Here is a 20,916-nt window from a genome sequence, read left to right on the forward strand (position 1 = left end):
GAATTCACATCATGATGCAGGCAGGTATTTTCACGGGCTATTTCCCGTACGGCCTCGAAGAGACGGCAAAGAAGATCCGCGGGCTCGGTTTCAACACGGTGCAGCTCGACCTGCATTTTAGGGATATCGATCTGTCGGCCGGGCAGATCACCCAGGACAAGGCCAAGCAGGTGCGCGACGTCTTCCGCGACAACAACCTGCCGATCTGCTGCGTGTCGGGCTACACCAACATCATCCATCCCGACAAGGCCGAGCGCGACAAGCGCGTCGGCTATCTCAAGGAGATCATCCGCAACGCCCGCGACTTCGGCTCGCCTTACGTGATCTCCGAAACCGGCACCTACAACACCGAATCCGACTGGGTCCATCATCCCAAGAACAAGACCGAGGAAGGATTCGAGGAATGCCGCAAGGTGATCGCCGAGCTTGCCCAGACGGCTTACGACCACGGCGCGGTGTTCCTGCTCGAAACCTATGTCAACAATGTCGTCGGCTCGGTCGAGGAGACGGTCAAAATGTTCGCGCAGGTCGACCATCCCGGCCTCGGCCTGCTGATGGATCCGACCAACTATTTCGAAACCCACAACATCGACAGGATGGACCAGATCCTGAACCAGGTGTTCGATACGCTGACCGACAAGATCAAGATCGCGCATGCCAAGGACGTCAAGCGTTCGGGCAGCGACAAGTCGGAAAAGCATGCCGACATCGGCGACGAGGATGCTATGGAGAGCCACACGTTCCGCGGCGTCGGCGAGATCGAGCTGCCGGCGCCCGGGCTGGGATCGCTGAATTACGATCTCTATCTGCAGCGGCTCAGTGAGAAGCACCCGAACATCCCCGTCATCATCGAGCATCTGACCGAGGACGACGTGCCGCGGGCGAAAACATTTCTCGACGGGAAGTTCCGCGCCAACGGCCTGTGAGTGCCGGTTGCGCCGCCGGCGCATGGCGGCGCAACTCCAACCAAGGGAGGAATGAATGTTGAAATTCGCATTGAAAGTGGCTGCCGCGGCAACGCTGGTAGCCGGGGTCTCCTTGAGCCTGCCGGCATTCGCGCAGGACGGCCAGAAGACCTTCTATCTGCTGTCGCATGGTGGCCCTTCGGACGCGTTCTGGATCGACTGGAATGCCGGCGCGACCAAGGCCTGTGACCAGCTCAAGGTGACCTGCAAGATCTCGTTCAGCGGCGGCGACATGGCGGCGCAGAAGGAGGCTTTCAACTCGGCGCTCGCCGCCAAGCCGGACGGCATCGCTACCACCTCGGCTCAGCCCGGCCTGTGGACGGAGGAGGTGAAGGCCGCCAAGGCCGCCGGCATACCGATCGTGTTCTTCAACACCGATGATCCGGCGACCGGGCGGCAGGCCTATGTCGGGGCCGACCTCAGGGAAGCGGGCGTCATCTGGGCCAAGTATCTCGTCGACCACAAGATGGTGAAGCAGGGCGACAAGGTGTTCCTGCCGGTCGAAGTGCCGGGCGCCAGCTACCAGCAGCTCGAGACCGAGGGCATCGCCAGCGTCTTCGATCCGCTCGGCATCAAGTACGACGTGGTCGATTGCGGCACCGACCCGGCCGGCATCATCGCCAAGATGACCGACTACATGGTCGCCAACAATCCGCCGGCAATCATTGCACTCGGCGATTCCGTGGCAGCAAGCATCAAACGCGTCTTCGACGGGGCCGGTGTGTCGGCCGGCAAGGTCCCGGTCGTCGGCTGGGGCAACTCAAAGGAGACGGCCGAGGCGGTCAAGTCCGGCTTAGTCAATGCTGCGGCCTGGCAGTACCCGTCGGCGCAGGGCTTCATGCCGGTGGCGCTGCTCGGGCTTGCGGCCTCTGGCGAGCCGATCGGCTACGACATTCACACATTCAGCCTCTACGACGCCTCGAGCGTCGAGCCGATCCTGAAACTCTACAACAAGTGACGACAATCAGCGCCCGCCCCGAAATGGCGGGCGCCGGACGAAACGCATGGTCCTGACAGATATGGCAATCACAGCAGACGACGACACGCAGCGAGCGAAGGGCAGGTCTGCGCTGCTGCGTTCGCCGCAATTCTCCTCGCTCATCATCCTCATCGTGCTGCTCGTGGTATTCGCCATCGCCGACGGCAACTTCCTGTCGCCGCTCAACATATCCAACATGATGGCGTTCCTGCCCGAGCTCGGCATCATCGCTCTCGGCATGACGCTGCTGCTGACGGCGGGCGAGTTCGATCTGTCGGTCGGCGCCGTGTTCGGCCTTGCGCCCGTCGTGGTGATGCTGCTGGTGCAGAATGGCGGTATCGACATCGGCGTCGCCCTCCTGGCCGGGCTTGTGCTGTGCATCGCGATCGGCGCCATCAACGGGCTGATCGTCACCAAGATCGGCATTTCCTCCTTCCTGGTCACGCTGTCGATGCTGCTCGTCGTGCGCGGCGCGGCGCTCTACATCACGCAGGGATTCCCCCTGAAGTCGTGGGACCAGCCCGGCTTCTTCGTCACGCTGCTTGCCGGCAGCTTCAATGTAGGCTCGTTCCGGTTCTACACCTCGCTCTGGTGGTTCATCGGCCTGTCGCTGCTGGCGATTTACATCCTGCGCTACGCCAAGCTCGGCAACTGGATCAGCGCCATCGGCAGCAACCGCAACGCAGCGGTGGCGCGCGGCGTGCCGGCCGACGCGGTCAAGATCTGGCTGTTCATCCTGACCTCGGTGGTGGCCGGGCTGGCCGGCATGATCAGCGCGTTCCGGATTTCGGCCGCCTCGCCGGTGGCCGGCACCGGCTACGAACTCGAAGTGATCGCCATGGTGGTGGTCGGCGGCACGGCGCTCACCGGCGGGCGCGGCACCATCCTCGGCACCATCGTCGGCGCGCTGATGCTGCGCGCCATCCGCAACGGCATCGTGCTGATCGGTGTGCCGGGCTTGGCATACAACATCTTCGTCGGCGTCATTATCCTCGCCATGCTCATCCTGCACGCTTTGCTGCAGAAGAACGCCGCAAGGAGCTGAGGATGGAAGTGCTGCGTCTGCAAGACCTGCAAAAGTCCTTCGGCAACGTGCGTGCGCTGAAGAACGCCTCGTTCACCCTCAACGAAGGCGAGGTGGTTGCCCTGCTTGGCGACAATGGCGCCGGCAAGTCGACGCTGATCAAAGCGATCTCCGGCGTCTTCCCGGCCGACCACGGCGACATCTTCGTGCGCGGCGAGAAGGCGTCGATCCGCTCGACGCGCGACGCGATGGACCTCGGCATCGAGACTATCCATCAGGACACATCGCTCGCGCCGGACCTCAGCATCGCGCGCAATCTTTTCTTGGGTCGGGAGCCGGTCAATTTCGGCTGGCTCGGCGTGTTCGCGCCCCTCGACCTCGCCAAGCTTCGCAACGCCGCCTCGGCGCTGCTGAAGCGGGTCGGCATTTCGAAAAAGCTCGATGCAGATGCGCTGGTGAGCACGCTCTCGGGCGGTGAGCGGCAATCGATCGCGATCTCGCGCGCCATGCAGTTCGCCGCCAAGGTGATCATACTCGACGAGCCGACCAACAATCTTGGCGTCGAGGAAACCCACGGCGTGCTGCGCTTCGTCAAGGAGGTGCGCGACGCCGGCCACTCGGTGCTGTTCATCACCCACAACATCCACCACGTGTTCCAGGTCGCCGACCGCATCATCGTCATGCGCGGCGGCGAAATCGTCGCGGAACAGACGGTCGCCGACACCGACCTGTTGACGGTGGAAAGCATCATCACCGGCGCCGACATGTCGGCCTTGCTCAAGGAGGCGAGGGCAAAGTGAAGGACGTCGCATGGTAGAGCTTTACGGCAAGACGCTGTCGCGAAGGCAGGTGGCCGAGCGGTCCGGCATGCTGTCGCAGTTCGCCGGCGTGCGGCTGATGACGCTCGGCGACGGCGTGGAGCGCGGCATCCGGATGCTCGAGTTCCGCACCGGCTCCGGCCTGCGCTTCACGGCGCTGGTCGACCGGGCGCTCGATATCGCCGATTGCGACTTCCGGGGCCAGGCGATCGGCTGGCATTCGCCGAGCGGCTTTCGCCACCCCGGACTGCACGAGCATGAAGGGGAGGACGGCTTCGCCTTTGGCCGGTCGTTCTCGGGGCTGCTCGTCACCTGCGGCCTCGACCATATACTGGGCCGGGAAGACGTGCCGGCCGAAAGCTACAATTATCCGGGGCGCAAGCGGGTATTGCATTCGCTGCATGGTCGCATCGGCACCGTGCCGGCGCGGCTGACCGGCTACGGCGAGGCCTGGGACGGCGACCGATGCGTGCTGTGGGCGGAAGGCATTGTCCAGCAGGCAACTGTTTTCGGCGAGGATCTCCATTTGCTGCGCCGCATCGAGGCCGATGTCGGCGGCAGCGAGATCCGCCTGTCGGACCGCGTCGTCAATCACGGTTTCAGCCGCACGCCGCATATGTATTTCTATCACGTCAATGTCAGCCATCCCTTGCTCGACGAGGGTTCGCGCTACCTGGCGCCGATCCGGGATGTCGTCTGGGCGGCGCACGCCGGCGAACGCTACGAGGCGCAGAAAGTCGGCTACCGAACCGTGCCGGCGCCGCAACTCGGATTCAGCGAGCAGGTCTGGGAGCACGAGCTTGGTGCCGATGCGGCGGGCGAGGTGCCGGTGGCCGTCGTCAATGACCACCTGGGCCTCGGCTTCGAGGTCGTTACCCGCAAGGATCAGCTGCCCTGCACCTATCAGTGGCAGAACTTCCAGGCAGGCCTATATGCGTTGGGAATCGAACCCTCGACGCATCATGTTCTCGGCAATCTCGCCGCGCGCGAACGGGGCGAGATGATCTGGCTGGACCATGGCGAAAGCCGCTCCTATGACGCCGTGTTCCGGGTGCTCGACGGTGCCGGCCAGATCGCCCAAGCGGAAGCGAGGATAGCGTCGATCGCCCGGCAGCCGCAACAGGACTACCCTGCGCTGTCGGGCGCTTTTGCGAGACTGCAGGCGGGACAGGCTTGAAACGCACGATCGGTTGCCGCGGCGGGCGAGAAGTGCGCCGGAATACGGAAGCAGGCGCGGCCCGGCCGGCCCCAGGCGGCCCTTGCGGAGCGCAGGCGGGAAAGCGGAGATGACGATGACGGCAAGCAGGAAGCGTGACTACAGCCTGGTCGGTGAAAGCACCAAGCGCGCCATCGAGACCGGATTGGCTTCGGCCGAATGGTATCACACCGATGTCCCGCGCAAGGCGATCAAGGAGTTGATGCAACGCTCCGACGGGCCGGCGATCCGCGACACGATCATCTGGGTCGCGGCGATCCTGGTGTCGGCCGCCGGCATCGTATGGTTCTGGGGCACGTGGTGGGTGGTGCCGTTCCTGTTAGTCTATGGCGTGCTTTACGGCTCGTCGAGCGACTCGCGCTGGCACGAATGCGGCCACGGCACCGCGTTCCGGACGCGCTGGATGAACGATGTCGTCTACCAGATCTCAAGCTTCATGCTGATGCGCAACCCAGTGCAATGGCGCTGGAGCCATGCCCGCCATCACACCGATACCATCATCGTCGGCCGCGATGCCGAAATCGCCGTCATGCGCCCCCCAGATCTGCTGCGGGCGGCGCTCGCCTTCACCGGTATTCTCGATTTCCGCTATTCGCTGCCGGCGCTGGTGCGCCAGGCGTTCGGCAAGCTGTCCGATGAAGAGAAGAGCTATATCCCCGAGATGGAGCAGCACAAGGCGGTGATCGCTGCGCGCTGGCATGTCGCCATCTATGCGGCGACAGTCGGGCTGGCGTTGTTCACCTGGTCACTGCTGCCGCTGGTGCTGATCGGCCTGCCGCGCCTCTATGGCAGCTGGCACATGGTGCTGACAGGGTTGCTGCAGCATATCGGCCTGGCCGACAATGTCGTCGACCACCGGCTGAACACGCGCACCGTCTACATGAACCCGGTCAGCCGCTTCATCTACTGGAACATGAATTACCATGTCGAACACCATATGTTCCCGATGGTGCCCTATCATGCGCTGCCAAGACTGCACGAGCTGATCAAGCACGACCTGCCGGTGCCGAACCCGTCGATGTGGCATGCCTATCGCGAGGTCTGGCCGGTGCTGCTTCGACAGCTGAAATATGAGGATTTTTATCTCGAGCGGAAATTGCCGCCGACAGCCAGACCCTATCGCGGCGAATTTCACCAGGTGGATATGTCGGCGGCCGCTGAATAGCGATAGCGAATTTTGCCGGAGCCGGAGATGGCTGACTGGATGAAGCGTGCGCGGTGGACGACATCTCGAAAGAGGATGTCATCTGCTTCGATCCTCGCGGCCGCAGTTTCGCGGTTTGCCGCTCGCCCAATGACGAGTTCTTCGCCACCGACGGATATTGTACGCATGAGAAGGCGCATGCGGCCGAAGGGCTGGTGATCGACGACGTCATCGAATGCCTTGAAGCATATTGGCCGCTTCAATTGCGGCCGGCCAGGCCAAGGGCGCGCCGGGTCTGCGTCAATCTCGCGATCTATCCGGTGAGAATCGAGGCCGGCAAGGTGATGCTACAGATCTGACGCTTGGTAACCGGTCCAGCACCGCGTTTAGCAAAGCAGAGTGACGTTTTCATAGCCGAAAGAGACGGACCGTGGCCGATCTGCGCCATGAAGGCTAAGCCAGCTGACCATGCTGCGCGTGCTGGTCATTGACGTGGCCGAGGGGCGCCGAGCGGGCAGGGGTCGATCGTCTCGGTACCGCTGGAGCTGTGCTGAACCCTATATCTCGATGCGGCCCCCAGCCTGTTCACCGTGCGGGCTAGAATTTCTTCGAGATCGGCACCGCCGGCGGTTTTCTTAGTTGGGCTTTCCGCCTCTGATCGACGAGGTCCTGATTCACTGCTGCTTCTTCTGATCAGCTTTGAGGTGCTGATTGTGCGGTTTGATCTGGCAGCGTTGATACTGGGCGCCACCGCGATCGAAGCGGATGGACAGCGCCTACCGCAGCGGCAAAACGACCGCTGAGCAAGATCAGTGTGAGGGAAGGAGATGGAATTTATTGGTGCGCAGCAAGCGCGGCAAAGCTGCGCAGCTGATCGTGGCTGGAAAGCGTCGCTACAAAGGCGGTGCGTTTGTCAGTTTGGAAGCCGACACGCGTCCGGCAGGCGACGGCGATCTCGCTGGCTGACTGCGGCACGGGATTATTGTTGAACGACGGCAGGAAGTAGGCTCGGTCCGCCGTGCGTCCAGGACTCGCGTTCGAGTGGATTATGGTTCGGGGTGACGATAGCCGATCTGCGCAGCCCCGAACCTCCAGCGCTTTCCGCATGTTGGGCAGGGGTAGAATTGTCACTTTCACGCTCGATCTGCTCCGCGTGTGCGTCAGGATGATGCTACACTCAAACTCTCGAAGGTTCATGATCCTCTTCGGTAGCGACGGATTCATGCCGTAAGCGAGCCGCCCCGGGAAACTGATTTCAATTCCTTCGCAGCCGCGGTCAACGAGGCGCGGTCATTCCCGGCGGCTTTGATGAGCTCCATCACCTGCTCAGGCGTGATGCCGTTCTGCTGGGCAAAATGCTCGACTTCGTTGCGTTCGTTGGACGAGACCCGGTTCCTGTGGCGAAAATCACGCTCGGTTTTATTGTCCGTCATCATCTTCTCCTTTCAACCTCAATTCGCCGGCCCCAACCGCCCGCTGGAGCAAAAGTTCCGAAACCGCCGTACGCGAAGGCCCATCGAGCCTCGCTAGGGCTGCTGTGAGTAGAAGTAAGCTCCAGCTGGCGAAAGCTGGGGGAGCTTGTCCAATGCCGGGTGGGCTCGGCGCACGCCGTGGCATCGCTCCGGCGACTTTCACCACCCGCCCAGAACACGGATGGGAGCAGCCTCGGAATGTTTGCCCGACCGCCAGGCAATGAAGATGGAACTACGCGACACCGAGTTCCTCGTCCTGTGGCATCAGCAGACGCTCTCGTGGATGTCTTACCCGGCATTCTCGCCCGAATGATCGAAGTGGATGGCGAGGCCAAAGGCGAGCGCTCGCTCGGCGATCATATTGACAAGATGGCTTTCGCCGATCGACAGCGCCGGAAGGGCCTCTTTCAACGCCTCGAGAGCATGCCGTGTCGACAAAAGACCCCGCTGCTTGCGGCTGCTCACATATTGATCGATCAGGGACTCCAGTGGCATCTGCCTGCCTCCGCTTCGGACAGGATCTCGTAGCGTGGCTGCGGAGCGACAGCATTCACATTGGTTAAGAGACGGCGGCGAACGCCATCATGCATGCCGCCAACAGACGGCGGTGGGGCTGATTTACGCCGGGTTGGAGCGCTATCCTAGGGTAAGCATGGCGCGACCGTCGCGCCGGGTTCGGACATTTCGATGCTACTGCTCCGGTACCGCGGAGGTTTGTGGATGGTTGCGTGCCGCCTCGGCGATTTCCGGAATGAACTTCGTCGCGGTGCAGCTTCGGTTTACATTGGCGCGGGCGGTAAATACCTCTTGCCCGCAGACTTGCGAAGCGAGCGCGATCGGCACATGCACCGCCAGTGGTAACTCGGTCTCAGCCACTCCTAGATGTCTTGCAACCTGTTGCTTCACCTCCGGCCGGCCGAGCGAGACGTCAACGCCGACATCATCCTTGGCGGTCGGCGACGATCCTTGCGCCGGCAGACGATCGTGCTTGCCTGTTTGCGATGAGTCGCCGGATTGTTGAGCCGGCTGACTTGTCTGCGCAGATGCCTGGGCGCCCAAAATCAGCGAGGCCCCCAGCCCCAAAAAAGCCCGGAGCCCCAAAGACACAATCCGAAGTCCGAATGTGCTCATTGTCATGTTCCTCACCGTGGGTTCAAACTTGGCGCCGCTCAGAGGTCGGTGTTGCTTCGGCCTCTTTCGAAGACAGGGATGTCTTCTTCGTCCTCATCATTGTCACCGGTTGGTATGTCCTCGGCGTAGCTGCGGGTCAGTTCCTCGGTTTCGCTTAAGCCGTCCATCGTCTCATTGGCGCCTGCCCCTTCATCATGACGACCGGTAATTTCGCTGCGGGGCCTTGCGCCGATCGACTGGTCGACATCGTCGGCTCCCACGAAACCTGGCTCCGCGCCGTGCCTGTCTTCGTGGCCCACGGGGCTGTCCAACACGGCGGCATCCTCCGGGCGAATGGGTTCATCATTGGCGAAGTCACTTCGTCTCGAATGCGAGGTCTCGTTTTGCTTTGGCATGTCAGGTCTCCTGTACAGCGCCGCGAAGAACCAATGTCGTGGCCAGATCCACTCAGCCCTGAGAACCGCTCTTGCTCAGTTGCTGGGAATGTTTGAAATGCTGCCGGATCACCGGCGCGGTCTTTTTCGCATGAGCCGCCAGATGTTTTGCCTGACCGTTTTCTGCATAGGAGGTCATCAGCGTCAGGGCTTCCTGGTGCGCTGCCACCTGGGCGTCGATATAGGCGTTATCGAACGCCCCGCTGCTGTCGTTGCTCAACGCTTCCAATTGGGCAGCATGCTTGCTTGTCATCTCCGGCGCCACTGCGACGTCGTCCTTCTTTGCCGCCGCAATGAGCCGCTTGGAAGAAGTCGTGTGGTCCTTGATCAGCATGCGAGCGAATTCCTTCACTCGTGATGTCTTCGATTTCCGCAGCGCCAACTCACTCGACTGGATCTCGAACATGTCTGAACTCGCAGCTGCTTTGACAAATTCCTGCGGGGACGTCGTCGCGGTCTGAGCCATTGCCCCCGGGCTGATGAGACCGATGGCGATCGCAGCCAAAAGCGCTTTGACGAAATGCATGTTGTGCTCCTGCAATATTGCTTAACTGGCCCAACACGGCCGAGCTGCCGTTGTTCCCCTTGTTGTGACAATAAATACGGGGCGGCAGGCGTAGACCCCGGATGGCTCCGGCTCAGGGCTTTGATCATAGATCCGGCCGTAGCCAAGACCGGTGACTGCGCGGAGCTCAGCGCGGCGGTCGGCTTGGTGGGCAGCACGTTGTGCGACATTCAAATCTCCGAAAGAAATCGTCGGCCATCGTCGCGATGCTTCAGGCAGACCAGTGCGATTTTGTAGGGTTGCGCTGACGGGATTCTGATTCCGCCCGCCGGTCGGGTTCGTCAAGAGGAGGTAATATAGCATTGTATGTCAGATCGGCGGTATTAGCCGCTTACTGATCGTCGCATGGTCCATCTCTGAATCTTGTTGCACCGCACAATATTATTGACGATGGGGTGCTTAGGCAAGGATATTGAATGACAAGTAGAGGAATCACGTCCGAGTCAAAGTAAAATTTTATTATATCTGACTCTTGCTAATTGCCAAGTAATGACCCAAGACGCATCTTTCGCGGGCCGTTAGCTTGTTTTTAAAATCTAGTGCGACACTATCGGGTCGGTAAATGCCCAAAAATGTCCCATCCTTTGAAGGGCAACAAGGAGGCGTACTATGGGAAGAATTTTTGAAATTCTTATGGGCAGTCTGACTGCCGGATCTGTTCTCGCAATTCTTTGCATGCCAGCGACTGCAGCTGGAATTAATGTCGGAGGCGTCGGCGGGGTATCCGTCGGCAGCGGAGGCGCCAGCGCTAATGTGGGCGGCAACAGCGGCGCTACGGCTAGCGTGTCCCTAGGCGGTTCTGGGGCAAATACCGCAGCCTCCGTCGGCGACACTGGCGGAGCGACTGCTTCCATCGGAACCGGCAGCGCCAATGTCGGTGTCGTCACCGGGGTTGGTACCGACGTAAATGTCGGCGTTGGAACCAATCCAGCCGCCAACCCCAGCAACCCGACCGCTTCGAGCAACCCGAATCTGGCTAGCGTTGTCGGCGATATGTCGAACGCCCAGGTCACTCGGATGAAGAAGCGCTGCGTCGAAGTGCTTAGCAACGAAGACACCTATGATCGTGACCTGCGCCGGCTCTGCCTGCTGATCTCGCGCCGCTAACCAGCGACCCCTTTCCGACCTGTCGGGGCTGTCGACATGACACTCTCCAGTTCCGACAGTGGAAGCCCGCCCGCCGAAAGGTTGGGCGGGCTTTTACAGTCAGCGTCCTTCCATCCGCAGCAGACAATCGCGCTTGGCGTCAGCGACCTGGCCGAGCAAGCGATGGATGACCGCGCGGACAAGCTGGGCATATCCTGCGCAGAGGAAGTCGGCAGCGTGTACGCGGCGATTCTCGGTGCTATCGTGCACCGCGATGCCGCTTGGCTGACTGACCGAGGCCGCGCTATATCGCGCCCGGCGGGCGTATTCAGTTCAGCGAGCCTCTGCCGGGGGGAAGCCAAGACCATCTTTCACTTGCTCGACAAGGCCGGACTTGAAGGCAAGGTGTCGAAGCGCAAGGACAGCAAATACCGTCGACCAACTGGCTGAAGGCCAAGTGCTTTGCGAACGACGAGTTCGATCTGCTCGGCGTCGAGCGTGAAGCGGGCAAGCCGGCGTTCGCTGAGGATGACACAAATCGCCGTGCCTAAGAAAGATCAGGAGCGCGCCACCTACGCCTGGATGTACGGCGCCCAAGCGCGCAAGGATGGCAAGGAGCGTGAGGTGCCATTACTGGCAGGAACATGCCGACGGGTGGCTGCAGGGTTTTGACGGTGTGCCGATGGCTGGTTTTGGATAGACCAAGACCGTCAACGACGAGATGGAAGCCGAGGTCGACGAAGCCGCCGTCGAGCGGCCCGACGAATAGCCATTTTGCCATGTGCCGTATGTTCGTTTTTGATTGAAGAAAGGGTTTCGTTGGGCCTATAAAGATTGCGTTTACCATTGCCTTTTTGGGAGGATGCGATGGTTGCAACGCCCATAGATATCGCTCAAGCGGCCACTGCGACTACGGCCACCTTGCTGAAGTGGCAGAAGTCCATGGAGGAACGCGCCACGTTTCGCCAGAACATGGATCAATCGCGCAGGGCGATCCAAGCCTCACGCGAACTGCTGAAGCGCCTTCGTCAACGTCATCGCGACGACGATAGCGGCGCGGATGCGCTAAAGGATTAGCCGCCAGGGCAGATGTGAGACGGAGGTCCGGCAACGGATTGGGGCCACGTGCGGCACCTAATGTCGCGATGGTGATGGCCGATGATGTGCTTGAACAGGAGATTGCCCATCTCCTGCATTGCCGTCATATCCGGGTAAGCCGCTAAAACGGAGCCTTCACCACCGACGCTGCCGAGCCGCGGGATCAACACGAAGCTGTCATCCCGAAACTTGCTTATGGTGGTGATCGTGAAATCGTAGTCGGGATAGGCCTCATCAAGCAGGGCGCTGATCTCGGCGAGGAATTCAGGCGTCTCGAACTGTGCGCCGATCGGCGGCACCACAATCATGTCTTTGCATACTTGCATCTCGCGCCTTCCCAAGCCGTCTCATCGTGAGCGGCTGTTCCGCCAAGGTCAAATCACGTCTTCCCTGCCGATGATCTGGAGTCAGCAAAGTTATTCACACGTCGACAAGATGGTTAGAATTGTCGCGGTTCGGTTAAGACCTCGATCATGAGGCGTGGCGCATCGTGTTGTTGGGTCTACATATTGCCTTCCTGACCCTACCCGGTAGCTCAAGCCCGTTGCCATAATTGGCAACGGGTTTTTTTACGTCTTCATCTGGCACAGTTGATCTAATGGTATGGAACCGCGACGACAACCAAGCAATTCTGCCTTAAGCGGTCGATTCCTCGGATGTAGCCGTGACTACGAAAACCCGCTGTTGCGCGCGCGGCGGGGTTTCTTGGCATCAAGCCGCTACCCCGCCCTCAGGCCCGTTGCTTAATTGCGGCGGCCTTTACAGGTCCGGCGCCGCTATCTACTGCTGAATAGGTGGAGTCACGAGACCCGGAAAGGGCAACACGTTGCCGCCCGTCCCCCGCCGGCGGCGCAGTTCAATCTCGCGATAGACCAGGGTGCCCATCACCATTTCCGCGCTGGCGATTTCCGATCTCGATGGCAACGACTTGAGCAATTGGTGCAGTTGTCGCGTTTCCATGGTCGCAATGTGGGCGGCAATGGCTTCGATGCTATCGCCCAAATTCGCCAGTAACCCTGCGGACATCTGCATCGCGCTACTCTACAGCCGGGAAAACGTGTTGAGATGCAGACGCGACCTTTGGCCTTCTGCAAAGGCCAAAGCATAGGATTCGAGCTTGAATGATCGGGTGAGTTCCTGGTCTTCCTCGACCACGCGAACAAACCACTCGCCACAGGCTTCGCCAACTTCGACACAAGGGCGTGCTTTGCGAATTGGAATGATGTCAGCCAGGGCGTTGCCTCCCAGCAATCAGGCCAAACGGGATTGTAACGTCGTAAGCGGTCTTCAACAAGAAGAGTTTGGGCAGCAATACGAAACTGAGGTGTGGGCCACAAATGGCCGGCGCCATGGGTTGGGGAACCTGGGTGGGCACCGGCCAAGAGCGGACAGGTCCGCCGCGATGCATACATCGTCGATTGGTGCCGCGGTGGTAATGGTGTGATCGCCGAAGCTACGCTTTAGCCTTAGCCGCCGGCCTTGCCTTGCCCGTTACAGTTGCCGTGGGCTGCGGTGCCTTCCTACCCAGACCGATCGACTTCGCCATGGCAGACCGTGAGGCCGCATAGTTGGGAGCGACCATCGGATAAGTGGATGGCAAGTTCCACTTTGTTCGATACGCGTCAGGAGTGAGACCGAAATCCACGCGCAGATGTCGCCGAAGGGTTTTGAACCGCTTACCATCTTCAAGACAGATGATGTAATCGGGAAATATTGACTTCTTTGGATTTACCGCAGGCACTGGTTCTTCGGTCGCGGCAGCCACGCGTTGGCCAATCCCAGACAGCGACGCGTGCACTGAGGCTATCAGGTCCGCCAAACCCGCGACCGGCACGGGATTGTTGCTGACGTACACGGATACCACATCCGCCGTGAGTTCTACCAGTTCAGGGGCGTGGTCGGGGGCGTCGGTCATGGTGTGAGTCCTCGAATTTGAGAACGATCTATTATAGCTGCTGCCGCAGCTGCGCAACTCGAGGCCCGATGATGGGCCGCTTCCCTCGTAAGCACCAATCCTGTTGAGCCTGTGTTTGCCGATGGAGGAAAGGACCATCCGAAGCAGTGCCAGACTTATCACAGGTTAAGTCGGTCCGGTGTTTATGATATAAGGTCGGGCATCATTCGCGTTCTGCTGGCCGCGGGTGACTGAGAGACCATAGCGCTCCCGCCCAAACGGAGAGCCGACATGCTTTATCAAAGCCCATTAACCGCCAAGTTCCATCGTGCCTTCACCCTCACGTCAGGTGAGCGTCAAGCTCTCGACGCGGTAAGAATAAGGATCGTTGCGATTGGCGCAAACCAGAACTTGGTTCGGGAAGGCGACCAGCCGTCCCGGTGCATAATGGTCCTGGCTGGCTTAGCCAGCACCTCGAAGGTAACAGGAGACGGGAAGCGTCAGGTCACTGCTTATCATGTGCCTGGCGACATGCCCGATCTGTTGAGCCTGCACCTCGATCTGTTGGATAGCGACGTTCGAACGGTGAGCGCTTGCAGTGTTGGCTTCATAGATCACTCGGCTATCCGGCTGCTCTGCGAACGCCACCCCAGGCTGGCGGCAAATCTTTGGCGAACGACACTGGTTGATGCATCGATTTTCCGCGAATGGGTGGTCAATGTCGGGAAGCGCCAAGCGCTTGGCCGAGTGGCCCACCTTCTCTGTGAAATCATGCTACGTATGGAAGACGCCGGACTCGCGTCCGATCAAACCTGCGCTTTTGCTGTGACTCAAGCTGACCTTGGCGAGGCGACAGGGCTGTCGGCAGTCCACATCAACCGCACGCTCAAGTCTCTTCGGGAGAAGCGCCTTACATCACTTGTGAATGGCCAATTGACCATCCATGATTGGGAAGGACTGGCCTTTCTTGCTGAGTTCCGGCACGATTACCTGCACTCAGCAAGGACCAATAAAACGGCCGAGTTCATGTCAATGCACTGATTGCTCCAGGGGAAAATCGCCAGAAATGCGGATTGGCTCCAAGGGTAGCCGGACCACTTGTTGGCCTTCGCTGACCATCAGCGGTGCGATCGCCCCCCAAACATGTTTTGCCATGGTGGCGCGGCGGAAATGGGTTGTGTGCGTCAAGTTCTGCAAAATGGGCGATCATGAAACTGGTCATGCGGCTTGGCGTAGAGCGAGCTTCTTGTGCTCGCGCAGATCATCCATGTTGATATAGCGGTTGGCCTCCATCCAGTTTTCGTTGGTTTCGACGGCCAGCGCCCTGACCAGGCGCAGGCAGCTTTCGGCGTTCGGGAAGATGCGCACGACATAGGTGCGCCGGCGGATTTCCTCGTTGAGCCGTTCAAGCATGTTGGTGGACTTGAGGTGCTTGTGATGCTGACGCGGTAGCCGGAAGAAAGTCAGCGTCTGTTCTATGGCTTCTTCCGCCCAGGTGGTCAGCCGCGGGTAGCGGGCGGACCATTTGGACAGCCACGCGGCGAGATCGGCCTTGGCCTCGGCGAGATCGCGCCGGTCGTAGAGCCAGCGCAGTTCCTGCAGACAATCGTCGCCGTGCTTCCTGGGCAGGTGATCGAGCGCGTTCCTGAGGAAGTGGACGTAGCAGCGCTGCCATGCTGCTTCCGGGATCACCTCGCCGATCGCCGCGACCAGGCCGGCATGGTCGTCGGACACGGCCAGTTCGACGCCCTTGAGACCGCGTCGTTTCAAGCCGACGAGGAAGTCCTTCCAGGCCGAGCGGCTCTCGCGATTGGCCATCTCCACGGCCAGGATCTGCCGACGCCCGTCCCAGTCGATGCCGACCGCGATCAGCACCGCCTGGCTCATCACGATGCCGGCTTCGCGCACTTTCTCGTAGCGGGCATCGAGAATGAGGTAGGGGAATGGCTCCTGAAGCGGTCGTTCGGCAAACGCCTTCAGGCTCTCGTCCAAGCGCTTGTTGATGGCCGAGATCGACGAGGCCGAGAAGGCATGGCCGCACAGTTCTTCCGTGATCGCCTTCACCTTGCGGGTCGACACGCCCTGCACATACATCTCCGCAAGCGTCGCAACCAAGGCCCGCTCCGAACGCTGGTAGCGCTCGAACAGCTCGGTGGAGAAGTGACCCGCCCGGTCCTGTGGAACCCGCAGCTCAAGCTTGCCCACCCGGGTGACCAGGGTGCGGCCGTAGTAACCCGAGCGATACCCAAGGCGCTCAGGCGTGCGTTCGCCCTTCGAAGCACCCAGCGCCTCCTCCATCTCGGCCTCGAGAACCTCCTGCATTACCGCACGGATCACTTCGTGCAGCCCCTCCGGGTTCGAAAGCAGAATGTCTTTGACGGCAGCGCTGGTCGATTTACCTTCTGTCTTGGTCATGGTGGCGTTCCTTCCAGGGAATCGGTGACGTTGAACATCACCAGCCTGCCATGACCGCCCTCTCTCAGCGAATTTGCAGAACTCTCAGCACACTACACGGAAATGATCAGCAGGTTGATACCAAGCCTGTCTGGCTTGCTTCTTTTTGATGCGGCAGGCGGGGCCGCCTTGCCCCAGGCCAAACGCAGGCCCCAAACGAACCCGGCCTCACTTGGTGCACGCTCCTTTTACCGCGCGGTCAATGCTTTGATGGCGCGTCGAAGCGTTAGCGCAAGGGGTTCACTTGCGCGCAGAGTGCATTCGAATGCTTACCGGCCCACACGGGCGTTGACTATCATGGCCGTCTGGGTCGTGGAGGTTAACTGGGACGGGACACCTGCTCTCCTTGCCAGCCTTCGGGACGTTTCCTCGCAGCGTGCGCAGGAGGAACGTCGACGTCAATCCCAGAAGCTCGGAGCAATTGGCCGCCTCGCAGCGGCATAGTTCACGATATCAACAATCTGATAGCAGCGTTCGACTCGGGCCTGCGGCTCCTGCAAAAGCAACTCGCCGAAAATCCCGGCGATCCGAAATCAGCCATCCTGATCGAAGAACTGCTCAGACGAACACAGAACGGCGGGGCACTTACGCAGCAATTGCTTGCGTTCTCTCGGCGCCAGTCGCTTACGCCCGAAAGCACTGATCTGAACGGACGGATCGAACAGCTTTCGATGCTGCTGGGATGAACGCTCGGGAGTGGAATCAGAATTGAACGCAACTTGGACGCGGCGCTTGGCCCTGTTCTGGTCGACCCCAACCAGCTCGATGTCGCCATGCTCAATCTGGCGGTGAACGCCAAGGACGCCATGGCCGGCGTGGGAACGCTCACAATCGAGACTAGCGATGTCCCGGACGACATCGACGATGTGCATTCACTGTCGGGTTCGTGCGTTCGTATGACAGATTCTGGCGCAGGTCTTCGAGCCGTTCTTCACCACCAAACCCGATGGACGCGGGACCGGACTTGGACTTAGCCAGGTTTATGGCTTCGTCAAACAATCCGGTGGGCACATTCGGATCGAGAGCGAAGCTGGTGAAGGAACAAGCGTCCATCTTTTTCTGCCGCGTGTGCAGAAGCAGTAACCAGGCTCTGCCGGTATCGCTTTGCATTGGGTATGGCGGAAGTGACGTGGCCAGTCCGCCAAAGCAATCCCGTAGAGCGACATAATGGGTGGTTAGCGGCCGCTTTAGAGATCGGGTGCAGAGGGTACACGGGCTTTTCCCCTTTATCCTTTTTTCTCCCGGCCGCGCCACCGTCTATTATCGGCGGCTAGGCCGCTATCACCTTCTGAGCGGGTTAGCGATGGAGTGCCTTGGACGGTGAAAACGATTCCGGCATCCTCAAACGCTTTGCGGATGGCGGCGATGTTGTGGGGACGCGGTTTCCTGTATCCGTTCTCAAAAGCGCTGATCACCATCTCGCTAAGATTGGCCTTGGCGGCAAGTCGCACACGCGGCCAGTTCAATAGGGCTCGTGCTGCTCTGACTTGATCTGCTGAGAGTACGGTTCGGCTGTCCATAGCCAGTCGAACATTTAGTATCGCTAAACTGTTCCTCTTGACCTTCTGCGATTTCTAACGGTGTGAGGCCGGCCTGTCGCAAGCCGTCATCGATTGTAGCTGCAACCTTTCGGACGGTTGTTACCTCGGCTCCAACAAGACGTGCTGCCTGCATTCTTGCTTGGAGATCAGCCAAGCGGGCAACCAGGGCTTGCGTCCTCTCGAGTTCAGGGTTCGTCATGTTCAGTGTCCAGCTGAGTGGCAATTTGAATTTGTCCGGCTGAGTAGCGTTTGAATGCACACACTCGCCACCCAAGGGTGGCGAGCGTGGGTTCGTTCGAAATCTCAGTCGTAAACTTTCACGATCTTGCGGGTGCCCGGATCGACCAGGACCGTGCGGTTGTCGACCACCACGTAACGGTATTTGACGTTCGGGACCTCGTGGATCTCCACAGTTTCCGGCAGAGCTGTCCCGACGTTCAATTCCACGCCGGGAAGGTTCACCGAAGCTAAGGGCTGCTTCTTGACATACTCACGGATGACCGTGTCCTGTTCCGGCTGGATGATAATGTCGTCAGCGGCGGCGGAGCCGATCCCCGCCAAGAGCAACATGGCTGCGGCGGTGTTCACAAAGTGCATCTTCATATCTTCTCTCCTGCAAGGACCGGCACACGACGATCATCGTCCCGCACTGCCCGGCAACCAACTTTGAACCGGGGTAAACGTTCCCGCCTACGCACCTTTGTCTAATCCGATTGGTCTAAAGTCCGACCGTACAACGCAATGGTCTTACCTTTGGACTAGGCGGAACGGATTAGGGCTTCAGGTTGTTGGTTCTCCACAATGGGAGAGCACAAATGGATCAAAGTGTTGGCCAGGCGCGATGGTTGCTCGCACCGATTTTTGCAACGGCCGTTACCTTTCTGGTAATGGCGGTCGTCCTTAGCTGACATGTCTTGGATCGGCGCAGCCAGGTCCCTTCCTGCGCTGATAGGATTCGCGAGTTGCTTGAGCGGCTGGCGAAACCTCTATTTTACCGTGCGCTGGGCCTGCTCCTTCAGCAGGCGGGGCGCTTCGTTCATCTCATGTAAGTTGGGAGGTTTACTATGGATCGGCGATCCTTTTTGACAGCGATATTTGGCGTTGCAGGGGCAGCAGCCTTTGCAGGCGCGGTCCGGCCTATCAACGCATTGGCCGGTGTTCCAGCGGCCAAAAGCGGCATTCTCGAAGAACTCGACGCGCCAGACGCCTTCGACAACGAAGGTACTCACGCGGAAGTGGAGCCGGTCAACCATCGGCGCTACTACGACCAAGATTACGACCCAGACTACGACCCAGATTACTACCACCGGCGCCGCCGCCGCCGGCGGGGCTGGAGAAGAGTCTGCCGTAGTTACTGGCGACACGGGCGCCGTCGGGTCCGGTGCTATCGCCGACGTGGTCCTTCGGTCGTCTTGCGATTTTAGCTAGTCGGCTGCTTCTGCCCATGGCCCGTTCCGGCTGACGTGCTGAGAACGGGCCGGTACGATTCCTTTTTCGTGGCAAACGCAATCCATCTGAGGGCACTCATCAGCAGCGCCGATGGACCTGACTTACAGCTTGGTGGTGTCGCTGTGGTGCGCCAGGAGCGGTCTGACGATCCCTCTTGTGCAGCCCTTCGGCTGCCGCCAGCCTGGGAAAGCTTTTCGGAACGTTTGGTTCTGGCCGTTAGGCCACGGGGCCAAGCTCAGCCATCAGGACACCCCGCAAGCGATGAGCAGCGGGGCCTGGTAAGGCCCGGCGACCTCCTTTTGACATACGGGGAGAAACCAAGAAGGGCGCCGAGCCTTACCGGCGCTGCTTTGAGGCAGACGACGCCGGACGAGATGAGAGTAGGCGATCATGCTAATTTCTGCGGACCATGCGAATGAGGGAAAGCCGTGTGCGATTCTTCGCTATCTAGCCACGAACCTCTGCCTTTCGGACATGGCGGTCCGTCGCTCGATCGATGATGAAGAACGCCTGATGTAGCTGCTCGACTTCGTAGAGCCCGACCCGGATCTCGAACCCTGTCTGGCCAGTGGCATCGAAGTCACCGGGACCAATGACAGGGAAGGCGACGACGATGGCGAAGCGGACGACGAGCGCGATGCCAACGATGCCGATTATGGCTCCATAGAGGGAGGGCAAGGCCTATAATTGTCCGGTCGAGAATGAATATTCCGCTGCCTCACGGTGGACTGGCTTCAGTTTTTGTGCGGCACGATGTAGCGACTGCTCACCGCACCCGCCCCTGTGCCCCGCGTGACGACAATCGTGCTATACCCGGCTGGAACGGAACCTGTAGCGGAGGGGTCGATCGAACTGCATCGCCCGACGATCTCCCCGTTGGGAGCGCCCTCGAGCCTCACGGCTAACGCCAACTGGCATGTGTCAAGGATCCGAACATGGCCGGTGATGTATCGAGTGGCTTGCAGACTCCCTGGGCGGGACTGCAAGAAAGCAAAATCATCACAGCTGCAGTTGCCGGATCCATTCGTGAAGCTCCGTTGTTCGACGAGCCTCAACGCAGAATAGCGAGCTTTGTTTCGTCGGTGCTAAAATACGAGTTTTCTGGTCTGGCTCACGGTGGCGGGCTTTTCATTGTCACAGCTTTCGCCTCTCAATTGTCCCGATCCCGAACGGTAAAACAGCCATCCGACGAGACACACCGAGGGGATTGCAATGGCCAGAAGGATGCCGCCGGCAATGTTCACCATCAACATGAAATCCATCGGACCTCTCCCTCTTATATGCCGACAGTCGGAAACTCGTGAAATCAACATGGGTGAACAGGTTGCGAACATGCTGCTACGGTTTTTGCAGAGCCACGACATGAGACGAGACGGACCAGCAGGACAGGGACTAGCTCTCGTCGCAACAAATTGACAGACAAGGACTGGACGGAGTCGAACGGCAAGGGCAGGGACGCCATCAAGCGAATTTCAAAACAGATGCCTTGGCCGACGGGTAATCGCTGATAAGATCAAGGTATGCCCTGAGGTGACGTCACAAGGCAGTGTGCTTGGGTGTCGATCGGGCGGGCGGGTCGGAGAGGAACGGCAAATTCGGTGATGTCGCAATCGTCGGCATCACGAGCCCGCTGTATGGCGCTTAGA

Annotated in this window: 27 protein-coding genes and 1 pseudogene; 13 read left to right on the plus strand and 15 right to left on the minus strand. The window is 59.9% G+C overall.

What is annotated here, in order from left to right:
• The first annotated feature begins 11 nt into the window (after positions 1 to 11).
• The 8 genes and pseudogenes from ACYG9Z_RS26175 to ACYG9Z_RS26210 all read left to right on the plus strand — a co-directional run bounded on the left by ACYG9Z_RS26175 (position 12) and on the right by ACYG9Z_RS26210 (position 7,112).
• On the plus strand, positions 12 to 926 hold the full coding sequence (locus tag ACYG9Z_RS26175) for a sugar phosphate isomerase/epimerase family protein (RefSeq protein ID WP_352518863.1): 915 nt from the start codon (positions 12 to 14) through the stop codon (positions 924 to 926).
• Between the two features lie 55 nt (positions 927 to 981).
• Positions 982 to 1,923: a sugar ABC transporter substrate-binding protein gene (locus ACYG9Z_RS26180; protein ID WP_023715436.1), complete on the plus strand. Its 942-nt coding sequence runs from the start codon at positions 982 to 984 to the stop codon at positions 1,921 to 1,923.
• Between the two features lie 61 nt (positions 1,924 to 1,984).
• Positions 1,985 to 2,989, plus strand: coding sequence for an ABC transporter permease (locus tag ACYG9Z_RS26185; protein WP_050586906.1), 1,005 nt, complete (start codon positions 1,985 to 1,987; stop codon positions 2,987 to 2,989).
• Positions 2,986 to 3,768 (plus strand): ATP-binding cassette domain-containing protein, encoded by a 783-nt coding sequence (locus tag ACYG9Z_RS26190; RefSeq protein ID WP_198020737.1) that lies wholly within the window; start codon positions 2,986 to 2,988, stop codon positions 3,766 to 3,768. The genes ACYG9Z_RS26185 and ACYG9Z_RS26190 overlap by 4 nt, the downstream gene beginning before the upstream one ends.
• Positions 3,769 to 3,778: 10 nt before the next feature.
• Positions 3,779 to 4,963 carry an aldose 1-epimerase family protein gene (locus ACYG9Z_RS26195; protein ID WP_023753249.1) on the plus strand — a complete coding sequence of 395 codons (1,185 nt, stop codon included), beginning with the start codon at positions 3,779 to 3,781 and terminating at the stop codon, positions 4,961 to 4,963.
• A 109-nt stretch (positions 4,964 to 5,072) separates the two neighbouring features.
• Positions 5,073 to 6,167, plus strand: a complete 1,095-nt coding sequence (locus ACYG9Z_RS26200; protein WP_460222860.1) for a fatty acid desaturase family protein — start codon at positions 5,073 to 5,075, stop codon at positions 6,165 to 6,167.
• Between the two features lie 27 nt (positions 6,168 to 6,194).
• Positions 6,195 to 6,505 (plus strand): annotated as a pseudogene (locus ACYG9Z_RS26205) (Rieske 2Fe-2S domain-containing protein).
• Between the two features lie 406 nt (positions 6,506 to 6,911).
• On the plus strand, positions 6,912 to 7,112 hold the full coding sequence (locus ACYG9Z_RS26210; protein WP_156929821.1) for a hypothetical protein: 201 nt from the start codon (positions 6,912 to 6,914) through the stop codon (positions 7,110 to 7,112).
• A gap of 254 nt (positions 7,113 to 7,366) precedes the next feature.
• Here ACYG9Z_RS26210 and ACYG9Z_RS26215 read toward each other — a convergent pair whose 3' ends face one another.
• The 5 genes from ACYG9Z_RS26215 to ACYG9Z_RS26235 all read right to left on the minus strand — a co-directional run bounded on the left by ACYG9Z_RS26215 (position 7,367) and on the right by ACYG9Z_RS26235 (position 9,709).
• The gene (locus ACYG9Z_RS26215; protein WP_031244313.1) at positions 7,367 to 7,579 is read right to left on the minus strand and encodes a DUF3606 domain-containing protein; all 213 of its coding nucleotides are present in this window, start codon (positions 7,577 to 7,579) and stop codon (positions 7,367 to 7,369) included.
• Positions 7,580 to 7,906: 327 nt separating this feature from the next.
• Entirely contained in the window at positions 7,907 to 8,113 is a 207-nt protein-coding gene (locus ACYG9Z_RS26220) for a hypothetical protein (RefSeq protein ID WP_023753254.1), read from the minus strand.
• A gap of 195 nt (positions 8,114 to 8,308) precedes the next feature.
• A complete protein-coding gene (locus ACYG9Z_RS26225; RefSeq protein WP_023749387.1) occupies positions 8,309 to 8,749 on the minus strand; it encodes a hypothetical protein in 441 nt (146 codons plus the stop codon).
• Positions 8,750 to 8,787: 38 nt separating this feature from the next.
• Complete coding sequence (locus tag ACYG9Z_RS26230; protein ID WP_023739471.1) at positions 8,788 to 9,144, minus strand: hypothetical protein; 357 nt, start codon at positions 9,142 to 9,144, stop codon at positions 8,788 to 8,790.
• A 52-nt stretch (positions 9,145 to 9,196) separates the two neighbouring features.
• Complete coding sequence (locus ACYG9Z_RS26235; protein ID WP_023753255.1) at positions 9,197 to 9,709, minus strand: DUF4142 domain-containing protein; 513 nt, start codon at positions 9,707 to 9,709, stop codon at positions 9,197 to 9,199.
• A 648-nt stretch (positions 9,710 to 10,357) separates the two neighbouring features.
• Here ACYG9Z_RS26235 and ACYG9Z_RS26240 point away from each other — a divergent pair.
• The 3 genes from ACYG9Z_RS26240 (at position 10,358) to ACYG9Z_RS26250 (ending at position 11,911) form a co-directional block, all read left to right on the plus strand.
• Entirely contained in the window at positions 10,358 to 10,855 is a 498-nt protein-coding gene (locus ACYG9Z_RS26240; RefSeq protein WP_031244315.1) for a hypothetical protein, read from the plus strand.
• 36 nt (positions 10,856 to 10,891) lie between these two features.
• Positions 10,892 to 11,284 carry a hypothetical protein gene (locus tag ACYG9Z_RS26245; protein WP_023753256.1) on the plus strand — a complete coding sequence of 131 codons (393 nt, stop codon included), beginning with the start codon at positions 10,892 to 10,894 and terminating at the stop codon, positions 11,282 to 11,284.
• A 417-nt stretch (positions 11,285 to 11,701) separates the two neighbouring features.
• The gene (locus ACYG9Z_RS26250) at positions 11,702 to 11,911 is read left to right on the plus strand and encodes a hypothetical protein (RefSeq protein WP_023753257.1); all 210 of its coding nucleotides are present in this window, start codon (positions 11,702 to 11,704) and stop codon (positions 11,909 to 11,911) included.
• On the opposite strand, the gene ACYG9Z_RS26255 is transcribed toward ACYG9Z_RS26250, so the two are convergent.
• From ACYG9Z_RS26255 to ACYG9Z_RS26265, 3 genes are all read right to left on the minus strand, one after another.
• Positions 11,908 to 12,240 carry a hypothetical protein gene (locus ACYG9Z_RS26255; RefSeq protein WP_156931639.1) on the minus strand — a complete coding sequence of 111 codons (333 nt, stop codon included), beginning with the start codon at positions 12,238 to 12,240 and terminating at the stop codon, positions 11,908 to 11,910. The genes ACYG9Z_RS26250 and ACYG9Z_RS26255 overlap by 4 nt on opposite strands.
• A 472-nt stretch (positions 12,241 to 12,712) precedes the next feature.
• Complete coding sequence (locus ACYG9Z_RS26260) at positions 12,713 to 12,964, minus strand: hypothetical protein (RefSeq protein WP_023708906.1); 252 nt, start codon at positions 12,962 to 12,964, stop codon at positions 12,713 to 12,715.
• Between the two features lie 421 nt (positions 12,965 to 13,385).
• Entirely contained in the window at positions 13,386 to 13,847 is a 462-nt protein-coding gene (locus tag ACYG9Z_RS26265; protein WP_023753259.1) for a Ros/MucR family transcriptional regulator, read from the minus strand.
• Between the two features lie 270 nt (positions 13,848 to 14,117).
• Between ACYG9Z_RS26265 and ACYG9Z_RS26270 the strand changes: the two genes are divergently transcribed.
• Entirely contained in the window at positions 14,118 to 14,867 is a 750-nt protein-coding gene (locus tag ACYG9Z_RS26270) for a Crp/Fnr family transcriptional regulator (protein WP_023708903.1), read from the plus strand.
• A gap of 177 nt (positions 14,868 to 15,044) precedes the next feature.
• On the opposite strand, the gene ACYG9Z_RS26275 is transcribed toward ACYG9Z_RS26270, so the two are convergent.
• Complete coding sequence (locus tag ACYG9Z_RS26275; RefSeq protein ID WP_023700062.1) at positions 15,045 to 16,241, minus strand: IS256 family transposase; 1,197 nt, start codon at positions 16,239 to 16,241, stop codon at positions 15,045 to 15,047.
• 572 nt (positions 16,242 to 16,813) lie between these two features.
• Positions 16,814 to 17,152: a hypothetical protein gene (locus ACYG9Z_RS26280; RefSeq protein WP_023751430.1), complete on the minus strand. Its 339-nt coding sequence runs from the start codon at positions 17,150 to 17,152 to the stop codon at positions 16,814 to 16,816.
• A gap of 34 nt (positions 17,153 to 17,186) precedes the next feature.
• Here ACYG9Z_RS26280 and ACYG9Z_RS26285 point away from each other — a divergent pair, with 34 nt between their 5' ends.
• A complete protein-coding gene (locus tag ACYG9Z_RS26285) occupies positions 17,187 to 17,363 on the plus strand; it encodes an ATP-binding protein (protein WP_245259863.1) in 177 nt (58 codons plus the stop codon).
• A gap of 143 nt (positions 17,364 to 17,506) precedes the next feature.
• On the opposite strand, the gene ACYG9Z_RS26290 is transcribed toward ACYG9Z_RS26285, so the two are convergent.
• The 5 genes from ACYG9Z_RS26290 to ACYG9Z_RS26310 all read right to left on the minus strand — a co-directional run bounded on the left by ACYG9Z_RS26290 (position 17,507) and on the right by ACYG9Z_RS26310 (position 20,532).
• Positions 17,507 to 17,800: a helix-turn-helix domain-containing protein gene (locus tag ACYG9Z_RS26290; protein ID WP_084566257.1), complete on the minus strand. Its 294-nt coding sequence runs from the start codon at positions 17,798 to 17,800 to the stop codon at positions 17,507 to 17,509.
• A gap of 324 nt (positions 17,801 to 18,124) precedes the next feature.
• A complete protein-coding gene (locus ACYG9Z_RS26295; protein ID WP_023669226.1) occupies positions 18,125 to 18,424 on the minus strand; it encodes a DUF1236 domain-containing protein in 300 nt (99 codons plus the stop codon).
• Positions 18,425 to 18,807: 383 nt separating this feature from the next.
• Complete coding sequence (locus tag ACYG9Z_RS26300; protein WP_198020701.1) at positions 18,808 to 19,074, minus strand: hypothetical protein; 267 nt, start codon at positions 19,072 to 19,074, stop codon at positions 18,808 to 18,810.
• Between the two features lie 643 nt (positions 19,075 to 19,717).
• Positions 19,718 to 19,948: a hypothetical protein gene (locus ACYG9Z_RS26305; RefSeq protein WP_023751432.1), complete on the minus strand. Its 231-nt coding sequence runs from the start codon at positions 19,946 to 19,948 to the stop codon at positions 19,718 to 19,720.
• Between the two features lie 407 nt (positions 19,949 to 20,355).
• Positions 20,356 to 20,532 (minus strand): hypothetical protein, encoded by a 177-nt coding sequence (locus tag ACYG9Z_RS26310; protein WP_023708898.1) that lies wholly within the window; start codon positions 20,530 to 20,532, stop codon positions 20,356 to 20,358.
• Between the last annotated feature and the right edge of the window lie 384 nt (positions 20,533 to 20,916).

The organism is Mesorhizobium sp. RSR380A, assembly GCF_054719385.1.